Raw genomic sequence first — 9,479 nt, 5'->3', positions numbered from 1 at the left:
GCCGATCCCTGTAGGAGTGGGCTTGCTCGCGATCACGGTGTGTCAGTCAACTCACCTGCAACTGACACGCCGCAATCGCGAGCAAGCTCACTCCTACAAGATCGTGGGCGTATCAAACTCGCGGATTGGCCGTGTTCTTGGTCACCAACCGCAAGCCACTCGCCACACTGCCCACCGCCGCAAAGCCCGCGCCGATGCTCAACGCCAGCACCGGGCCGTGGGTATTGGAAATCCCGAAGCTCAGTGCCACCAACGCCGCGCCCGTGGCCTGACCGATCAAACGTGCCGTCGCAATCGTGCCGCTGGCGCCGCTGGCGCGTTCCTTTGGCGCGCTGGTCATCAGGGCTTTCTGATTCGGCGCCTGAAAGAAACCGAAGCCGATGCCGCACAGAATCATCCGCGCAATGATCGACATCACGCTGGCGTCGGCGGGCATGGTCGCCAGGGAAATCATTCCCAGGCAGAGCATCGCCAAGCCAATCCCGCCCAGCAGCCCCGGCGCATAACGGTCCGACAGGCGCCCGGCGAACGGCGCGATCATCGCCACCACCACCGACCACGGCGTCATCAGAAACCCGGTCTGGATCGGGTCGCGGCCCAGGGTGCTTTCAAAAAAGAACGGCAGCGAGACGAATGCCAGCCCCTGGGTGGCGAACGAACAGAAGGCCGTCAGCGCCGATAACGCAAACAGCGGCCGCTTGAGCAAATCCAGGGGAAACATCGGCGCAGGATGACCGACCTCGCGTTTTAGCATCAGCGCGCCGCCCACCAGAAAGATCGCCAGGGCGATGAGCACGCTGGTCATGGAACCCAGTTGCGCCGCCTGACTCAGGGCAAAGATCAGCGCGCCGAAGGTGATGACATTGAGCACGGCCGTCATGCGGTCGAAGGTCAGGCTGCCGAGGCGTGTGGCGGGCAGCGAATTCCAGGCGAACACCAGGGCGAACAGGCCGATGGGCAGGTTGATCGCAAACAGCCACGGCCAACTCGCTACCGACAACACCAGCGAGGCCACGGTCGGGCCGATGGAAAATGACGTGCCGACCACCAGCGCGTTCATGCCCAGGCCGCGGCCCAGCCGTTCGTGGGGGAAAATCGAGCCGATCAGTGCGGCGTTGACGCTCATGATCGCGCTGGCGCCGATGCCCTGAAGAACGCGGGCGATGGTCAGCGTCGGCAATGACCAGGACAGCGCACACAGCGCCGACGACACCACGAACAGAATCAGCCCGCCCAGATAGACCTTGCGATGACCGAGCACACCGCCCAGCGCCGCGAACGGCAACAGCGTGGCGACGGCGGCGAGCTGGTAAGCGTTGATGATCCACACCGATGCGGCCGGCGAGGCGTTCAGATCAGCCGCGATGGCGGGGAGGGCGGTGTTGGCAATGGCGGTGTCGAGGGTGGCGAGGGCGATGGACATCAGAATCGCCGCCATGCCGCGAAACTCGCGGGGTGTAAGTTTATTACCGACGCGCGGGGCATCCTGAGTGGCGGGCTGGACCATTATCGACAACGCTCCGGGGGATGAACTTCAGGCGGGTCTGCAGTCGCAGACGAAAGCGTGATGGTGCCGTTTTGTTAGGGTGCTACGCAATTAAAGATAAGCGGGATAAGCGGATGGCGGCGTACCAAGGTGCGGAGCTGAGGCTTCACAGCCACTGAAGATCCTGTAGGAGTGAGCTTGCTCGCGAAGACTTAGGCCCAGCCGCCACAAATCTTGCGGCTGTACCGTCCTCGTCCTGAGCAAGCTCACTCCCACCAGTGCCAGGCCGGAATCAAATCCAGTGATCAGACTCACAAACCTGATTTGAATCTCCGATCCAGAAGGCCGCCCTCAACCCCCCGCCGTATCAATGTCCTTGTCCAGCTCACCCGTCTGCCGTTCCTCTTTGGTGGTATCCGGCGACTCATGCTCTTCAGGCTCGAAATCAGGGGTGAAGCTGTTCTCGCCGGTCAGGTTGCCGTTGTTCTCCTGACTCTGCGCGCCGCCACCGGACTGGCTCTGTGATCCGCCCTGGTTCTTCAGCGCATCGTTCTGCGCCAGGCTGCTGTCTGGCCTGACTTTCTCAACGGCAGGGTTAATCGCCGGGTCGTTGCGGTTGACGGTTTGATCGTTGTTCTGGGTAGCCATACGCACCTCTTCTGTCATGTCCCGTTCACAGGACGTACAGATATCGAGGGCAACGGCGCGCAAGGGTTCGATCCATGTGCTGACCGGCAGGCTTCAGCTGTCGCGATACGCACCCGTCACCGGCATGCGACTGCCCAGTCGATAGCGCGACGACGGATGCACCAACCGCACGTAGGTCACCACGTTGCCGCTGTTCCAGGTGCGGCGCATCAGCACCAGACACGGCTCGCCCGGCTCGATCTGCAGATGCTTGAGCTCCTCGGCGCTCGGGTGGCTGGCCTCGACGATGTGCTCCATCTCATCGGGCTGAATGATCTGCAACAGATAGCGCGCCGACTGCAACGCGTCGCCGAAGGGCTGGTTCAGAAAGTCCGGCGCGGCGTGCGGGTTGACGTAACGGTCCTCCAGCTGCACCGCCACGTCATCCTCGTAATGCACGCAAAGCAAGTGAAACACCGACGCGCCAGTGGCCAGCGAGAGGGCCGACGCGATGGGCATCGACGCCGATTCACGTGCCAGATGCAGCACTTGGCAACGATAGCGATGGCCCCGGGCGAGGATTTCGTCGGCGATGTTGGTGATGCGCAACAGGTTGGATTGCGGCTTGTTCGCGGCGACAAAGGTGCCGACCCCGGACACCCGCAGCAGGCGGCCTTCTTCGGTCAGCTCGCGCAATGCCCGGTTGACGGTCATCCTCGACATGCCCAGCTCGACCACCAGGCGGTTCTCCGACGGAATCAGGTCGCCGGGTTTCCATTCGCCGGACAACAGCTTGCCGTGAACGAAGGACTTCGCCCGCCGATAAAGGGCCTGGGGTGCCGGCTTATCCATCGTTTCTCTCCCTTTCCGAACAGGCGTGCGTCGACGGCCCTAAAAAAAGCGCATCACGCCTTGGCGTCCTGCCAGAATGCGTTGCGGTCCAGGTAGTTCTGCAAGAACTGTTGCAGCCGGGGTTGTTCGGCGTTGTGGAAAATCTGTTGCGGCGTGCCGCGTGCGACGATTTCGCCCTGATCGAGAAAGATCACCGAATCGGCGACCTGGGCGGCAAAGCCCATCTCGTGGGTGACCACGACCATGGTCATGCCTTCCTTCGCCAGGGTCTTCATCACCTGCAGCACTTCACCCACCAGCTCCGGGTCGAGGGCCGAGGTGGGCTCGTCGAATAGCATGATGTGCGGCTCCATCGCCAGCGCCCGGGCAATCGCCACCCGCTGCTGCTGACCGCCGGACAGTTGCGCGGGATACGCCTCGGCCTTGTGCGCTAGGCCCACCTTGTCGAGCATCGCCATGCCGCGCTGTTTCGCGTCGTCGGCCGACAGTTTGCGCACCCGCCGCAAGGCTTCGCAGACGTTGCCAAGGGCGGTCATGTGCGGCCACAGGTTGAACTGCTGAAAGACCATGCCGACGTTGCGCCGCACCTGGTTGATCTGTGATTGCGGCGCGCGGCGACGGCCCTTGTCGGTGTCCTGCCAGCCGAGCAACTGGCCTTCGATGCGGATCTCGCCTTCGTCGTACTCCTCCAGAAACGCCATGCTGCGCAGCAGGGTGCTTTTGCCCGAGCCCGACGGACCGATCAGGCAGACCACTTCCGAGCGCTGCACCTGCAAGTCGATACCCTTGAGCACGCGCAGGGTGCCGAAGCTTTTGCCCACCTGGCTCAGGGTCAGGACGGTCGAGGGCTCGCCGTTGGTTTTCATAGATTCATCCAGGGATTGGCCGGTCGTTTCGCCGGTCGGGGCGGGCGCGCTGCCGCCGGGGATCAGAAGACTGTTCATCGGGGTTGCCTGCTCATGAAGCGGCCGACGCGGGTTTCCAGCAGCATGCCCAGCCGCGAGCACAGCTCCACCAGAATCAGGTAGCCGATGCACAGCATCAGCAGGGTTTCGACGAAGGCGAAGGTTTCCGAACCGATGCCGGTAAGGACCATCGTCAGCTCGGGGATAGTGATGATCGACAGCACGGCGGTTTCCTTGCACAGCACCGTGACCATGTTCACCAGCGCCGGCAGAATCATCACCAGCATCTGCGGCAACTGGATGCGCCAGATACTTTGCAGGCGGGTAATGCCCAGGCAATCGGCGGCTTCCAGCTGACCTTGGGCGACCGACTGGAAGCCGGTGCGGAAGATCTCGGCGAAGTACACGCCGCCGTAAACCCCGAGGCCGAGGATGCCGGCGGGGATCGGGTCGAGGCTGATGCCGAACGACGGCCCGCCGTAATACACCAGAAACAGCTGCACCAGAAACGGCGTGCTGCGGATCAGCTCGATGAACACCCGCAGCGGCGCACGGACGAAGTGGTTGCCGAACACCTGGGCGACGGCGATCAGCATGCCCAGCGCCAGGCCAAGCACGACGCCGCTGCTCCAGGTGCCGAGGGTGACCAGAAACCCCGAGCCGATGTCGCCCAGGTGGTCGGTGAAAATGCTCGGGTCGAAGGTCATGCCGTGCGCTCCTTCAGGCGTCGTTCGAGCAGGCTCGCGGCGTAGGCCAGCGGCACGTTGATCAGGCAGTAGAAGCCGGCCAGCATCAGGTAGTCCTGGACGAACATGTAATCGCTGGCGGCGAGGTTCTGCGCCGTGCGGGTGAGGTCGGCCAGCCCGACCACCGAAACCAGCGACGAGGCTTTGATCAGCAGAATCATTTCGTTGACCAGCGCCGGCAGCGTCAGGCGCACGGCCTGGGGGACGCGGATGCGCATGAGCATTTGCGCGTCGCTCATGCCCAACAGCCCTGCGGCCTCCAGCTGACCGCCGGGAATCGCAAGAAACCCGCCACGCATGATCTCGGCGATATAGGCGCCGGCGGCCAGGGACAGGCCTATGATCGCCGCCACCGTGGGCGAGACGTTCGGCAGGCCGACCCGGGGCAGGAAGTAATAGATGAACAGCAATTGCACCAGCAGCGGAATGCCCCGGAACACGAAAATGTAGGTGCCACCGAGGCGGCGCAGCAGGGGGACCGGCGACAGGCGCAGGCTGCCGACGACGATGCCGATGACAAAGCCGAACACCAGCGCGGCCATCGACACCTGTAGCGTTACCCACAGAGCGCCAAGCAAGAGCGGCGCGTTTTGCTGCAGCAAGGGCCAATCGAACACGGGGGTACTCCAGCCGGTGAATTGTCACTGAGTGAATCGTCACACTGTGGATGATCACTGTATGAGTCATCACTGGGTGGATCTTCAGGCGCCGACCTTGTGGGAGTGAGCTTGCTCACGAATGCGGTTTGCTTGCTACGTATGGGGTGTCTGACACAACGCATTCGCGAGCAAGCTCACTCCTACAGGTTATGTGTCGCCCCGCAAATCCGGAGTCGACGCCAAGACCTTGTGGGAGTGAGCTTGCTCACGAAAGCGGTGTGTCAGGCGACACCTCTTTCGCTGCAAGCATGCATTCGCGAGCAAGCTCACTCCTACACGTTAGGTGTCGCCCCGGAAATCCCGAGTCGACACACAGGGATCAAACGCGCCTTACCACGTTGGCTCGAAATCACCCTTCGGCACGTCCATTTCCGCGCCCAGCCATTTCTTCTGCAGTGCGGCCAGGCGCCCGTCGTCGTGCATCTTGGTCAGGGCGGCATCCAGCGCGGCGATCAGGCTGTCGGCATCGGCGTCCTTGCGGCCCAGGTAGGCGAAATAGGATTTCTTGCCGAACGGCGGCTGCACCACTTTGTACAGATTGCTTTTCTGCGCGGCGACGAAGGAGATGTTCGGCAGCGAGTTGGCCACGGCGACGATGCGCTTGGCGGCCAGGTCGGCGTAGGCCTGGTTGTTGTCGACGTATTCACGAATGGTGACCTTCTGCGGCAGGGTCGCGGCGAAGGCTTTCAGCTCTTCCAGCTGCGCCGAGCCCTTGCCGGCACCGACGGTTTTACCGGCGATGTCTTCAGGCTTGCCGATGCTGTCGTCCTTGGCGCCCGCGAGCAGCGCCACGGTAGCTTCGGCGATCGGCGACACGAAGTGGTAACGCTCCTTGCGCGCCTTGGTCACGATGATCGGCCCGGCCACCACGTCGAATTTCTTCGCCTCAAGGCCCGGCAGCACACTGGGCCACGGCAGGTCGAGGAACTTGACCTTGACCCCCAGCTCCTGGCCCAGCGCATCGAACAGCTCGGCGTTCAAGCCTTTCTGTTTGCCCGCTTCGAGGAAATCGAAGGGCGCAAACTGCATTTCGGTGCCGACCACCAGCTCACCGGCCTTCTTCACATCGGCCAGCTGGTCGGCCTGAACCGCGAATGGCAGCAGCGTCAACGTGGCAGCGATACTCAAGCTTTGAAACGTCCTGCGGAACACAGAGTCGAGTGACATGGGATGGCTCCTGGGTGGATGCGGCGTGTTTCGTCGAAGGCTGTGGGATGTTGGGTGAGCGGGTGAATGATTCTGCAACTGCAGTTAGCGTGCCATACCGGTATAGACAACCGGCATGGGACTATCAGCCGAGGATCTTCCCCGGGTTGAGAATGCCGTTGGGGTCGAAACTGCGCTTGAGCTCGGCCATTACTTGCAAGGCTTCTGTGCTCACCGAGTGATGGAGAAACTCGCGCTTGAGCAGGCCGATGCCATGTTCGGCTGACACCGCGCCGCCCAGCTCGCCGACGGCGCTGTACACCAGCTCCTCGATTTCCAGCACCGGCGCGGGCTGCGGCAGCGAATGGCAGTCCACGGTCAGGTGCAGATTGCTGTCACCGATGTGGCCGAAATACACGCTTCGGTTACCCGGCCAGCGCTCGTCGATGCGCTCACGGCAGCGTTCGGCAAACTCACCGATGCGGCCGATGGGCAGGCTGATGTCGAAATTCAGGGGCGCCATGCGCTGGGGAAACTCGCCGGTCGCCTCGCGAATCTTCCACAGCCCGCGGGCCTGGGCCTGGGAGGTCGCGAGGATGGCATCGACGACTTCACCGGCCTCAATCGCCACTTCAATGGTCTGCTCCAGCGCATCGACGGGCGCGGATGACTCCAGCAGCACGTACAGCGGATGATCATCGGGCATCGGCGCGACGGGCTTCTCCTGCGCTGAACTCCCCAGCCACGACACACCGAGGCGGAAGAAATCCTGCCACATCAGTTCATACGCCTGAGGCGTGCCGACGCTCGATTGAATCCGCCGCAACAGCGCAACCGCGCTGGGGTAATCGGGCAGGGCGCAGAGCAGCGTGGTGGTCGGACCGGGTGGCGGCGCCATTTTCAATACTGCTCGGGTAATCACCCCAAGGGTGCCTTCGCTGCCGATGAAGCACTGTTTTAGGTCATAACCGCAGTTGTTTTTGATCATCTTGTTCATCAGGTCGAGCACACGCCCGTCCGCCAGCACCACCTCCAGACCGAGCACCAGGTCGCGGGTCATCCCGTAACGAATCACCGCATTGCCACCCGCGTTGGTAGCAATGTTGCCCCCGATCTGACACGAGCCTCGCGCGCCCAGATCCAGCGGGAACAAAAATCCGGCCTCGGCCACGGCGTGCTGGATGTCCTCCAGCGTCGTGCCCGCGCGCACGCTGACGGTGGCGGCGGCCGTGTCGATCTCCTCGATGCCGCGCAGGCGATCCAGCGACAGCGCGACGTCGGTGGTGCGCGGAACGGCGCCGCCCGCGAGGCCGGTCATGCCGCCTTGAGGCACCACGCTTTGGCCCGCCACATTGCAGATGCCCAGGGCGAGGGAGACCTGTTCGGTACTGGTCGGCAGGACAAGCGCAGCGGGGCGGGCCGGCGCGTGGCGGGTCCAGTCGCTGTAATGCCGCGGGCTGATGGCCTCGCCGGTCAGCACCTGAGCATCGCCCAGGGCCTGGCGCAACTGGCTGATGGTCTGTTGCAGGTCGCTCATGGAATCCACTCGATCAATTCGCGTCAGGGGTGGGGCGTGCCTGAAAGCGGGGAGGCTGTATAGACAGCTGAGGCAAGATGCAGGCCAGCTCGGAAACGCCGGTCGGCTGAGGACGTAAATGACCTCCCTGTAGGACTGGCTTTAGCCGGGAAGGCGTCGTATGTCACACCGCAGAATTGAGGGTGCACGCACTCGCGCATTCCCGGCTAAAGCCGGTCCCACTCAAAGAAGCGGCGCGGCACAGTAAATGCTTGATCCGGTCTATACCGCCCTGTCCATTTCCTGCGCCCGGAGCCTGCCATGACCGTCACCGCCAACCTTCCTATCATCGACATGGCCGGCGTCCGTGAAGGCGACGAGGCCGCGATCCGGCGCGCCGGCGAAGCCATCCGCACTGCCTGCAGCGAGAGCGGCTTCTTCTACATCATCAACCACGGCGTGCCCGGACACGTGATCGACAGCACCATGGCCGCCGCGAAAACCTTCTTCGCCTTCGCGCCGGAAATAAAGCGCCAGGTGGCGGTGAACAAGCGCCACCGCGGCTGGCACGCATTGGGTGGGGCGCTGATGTACGAGGCGACCAAACCGGATTTCAAGGAGTTTTTCAGCATCGGCCTGGAGCTGCCAGAGGATGACCCGAGTGTGCTGGCGGGGGAGGCGTTGCGCGGGCCGAACCAGTGGCCGGATTTCATGCCGGCATTGCGGGTGGCGCTGGAGGCGTATTACGAGGAGATGGGCAAGGCCGGCGCTGATCTGTTGAGGGCTGTGGCCGTGGGCTTGGGCATCGAGCCCGGTTTCTTTGCGCCGAAATACGGCAAGCGTTTGCAGCGTACGCAGATGGTCTATTACCCGCCCCATCCACCCCGGGCCGAAGCCGATCAGTTCGGCGTGGCGCCGCACACGGATTATGGCTGTATCACGTTGTTGCATCAGGACAACAGCGGCGGTCTGCAGGTGCGTGAGTTGGGCAGCGGGGCGTGGATCGATGCAACGCCGATCGAGGGCAGTCTGGTGGTGAACGAGGGGGATTTGCTGGCGCGCTGGTCGAATGATCGGTTCCGGTCGACGTTGCATCGGGTGATCAATCAGTCAGGGCATGAGCGGTATTCGATCGCGACGTTTTATGACCCGACCTATGGGGCGGTTGTTGATCCATGCGATTTGGGAATCGAGGCGGCTGCCAGTCGGTATCCGGCGGTGGCGGCGGGGGATTACATACTCAAGCGGATTGATGATTCGATGGCGTATCGGAAGAAGGCGTAGCGATTGAGGCGGATCTCGGATTCGTGTGTATATCCGTTATCTCGGGTGTCGCGGATTATGGTTCCGCCCTTACGGCGGGTCACTTTTTCCAGGAGCCGAAAAAGTAACCAAAAAGGCCCTGCTCCTGGTTGGGTTCCTCCTTCGTCGGAATACCCTCACTCCGACGACGCTCCGTGGGCCCGCGCCGAACGGACATCCATGTCCTAGCGGCGCTCTCGCGGCATCCATGCCGCTCGGCCCACTCCGCGTCGTCTGCGT

Annotated in this window: 9 protein-coding genes; 1 reads left to right on the top strand and 8 read right to left on the bottom strand. The window is 62.9% G+C overall.

Going from position 1 to position 9,479, the window contains the following annotated elements; translation table 11 throughout:
* Positions 1-112 precede the first annotated feature (112 nt).
* The 8 genes from QMX88_RS27565 to QMX88_RS27530 all read right to left on the bottom strand — a co-directional run bounded on the left by QMX88_RS27565 (position 113) and on the right by QMX88_RS27530 (position 7,958).
* The gene (locus QMX88_RS27565; protein WP_282373419.1) at positions 113-1,438 is read right to left on the bottom strand and encodes an MFS transporter; all 1,326 of its coding nucleotides are present in this window, start codon (positions 1,436-1,438) and stop codon (positions 113-115) included.
* A gap of 399 nt (positions 1,439-1,837) precedes the next feature.
* Complete coding sequence (locus tag QMX88_RS27560) at positions 1,838-2,134, bottom strand: hypothetical protein (protein WP_282373417.1); 297 nt, start codon at positions 2,132-2,134, stop codon at positions 1,838-1,840.
* Positions 2,135-2,227: 93 nt separating this feature from the next.
* Positions 2,228-2,965 (bottom strand): histidine utilization repressor, encoded by a 738-nt coding sequence (hutC, locus tag QMX88_RS27555; protein WP_282373415.1) that lies wholly within the window; start codon positions 2,963-2,965, stop codon positions 2,228-2,230.
* 53 nt (positions 2,966-3,018) lie between these two features.
* Positions 3,019-3,831 (bottom strand): amino acid ABC transporter ATP-binding protein, encoded by an 813-nt coding sequence (locus QMX88_RS27550; protein WP_282373418.1) that lies wholly within the window; start codon positions 3,829-3,831, stop codon positions 3,019-3,021.
* A gap of 74 nt (positions 3,832-3,905) precedes the next feature.
* Complete coding sequence (locus QMX88_RS27545) at positions 3,906-4,577, bottom strand: amino acid ABC transporter permease (protein ID WP_282373414.1); 672 nt, start codon at positions 4,575-4,577, stop codon at positions 3,906-3,908.
* Positions 4,574-5,233: an amino acid ABC transporter permease gene (locus tag QMX88_RS27540; protein ID WP_282373413.1), complete on the bottom strand. Its 660-nt coding sequence runs from the start codon at positions 5,231-5,233 to the stop codon at positions 4,574-4,576. Before QMX88_RS27540 ends, QMX88_RS27545 begins: the two co-directional genes overlap by 4 nt.
* A gap of 372 nt (positions 5,234-5,605) precedes the next feature.
* Positions 5,606-6,442 carry a transporter substrate-binding domain-containing protein gene (locus QMX88_RS27535; protein WP_282373412.1) on the bottom strand — a complete coding sequence of 279 codons (837 nt, stop codon included), beginning with the start codon at positions 6,440-6,442 and terminating at the stop codon, positions 5,606-5,608.
* A gap of 124 nt (positions 6,443-6,566) precedes the next feature.
* Positions 6,567-7,958 (bottom strand): FAD-binding oxidoreductase, encoded by a 1,392-nt coding sequence (locus QMX88_RS27530; RefSeq protein ID WP_282373411.1) that lies wholly within the window; start codon positions 7,956-7,958, stop codon positions 6,567-6,569.
* A gap of 300 nt (positions 7,959-8,258) precedes the next feature.
* Between QMX88_RS27530 and QMX88_RS27525 the strand changes: the two genes are divergently transcribed.
* Positions 8,259-9,221: an isopenicillin N synthase family dioxygenase gene (locus tag QMX88_RS27525; protein ID WP_282373410.1), complete on the top strand. Its 963-nt coding sequence runs from the start codon at positions 8,259-8,261 to the stop codon at positions 9,219-9,221.
* The last annotated feature ends 258 nt before the right edge of the window (positions 9,222-9,479 follow it).

The organism is Pseudomonas sp. PS02290, from assembly GCF_029960075.1.
Lineage (GTDB): Bacteria > Pseudomonadota > Gammaproteobacteria > Pseudomonadales > Pseudomonadaceae > Aquipseudomonas.
The sequence above is the reverse complement of the archived record's forward strand: the minus strand, read 5'-3'. Positions and strand labels throughout refer to the sequence as shown.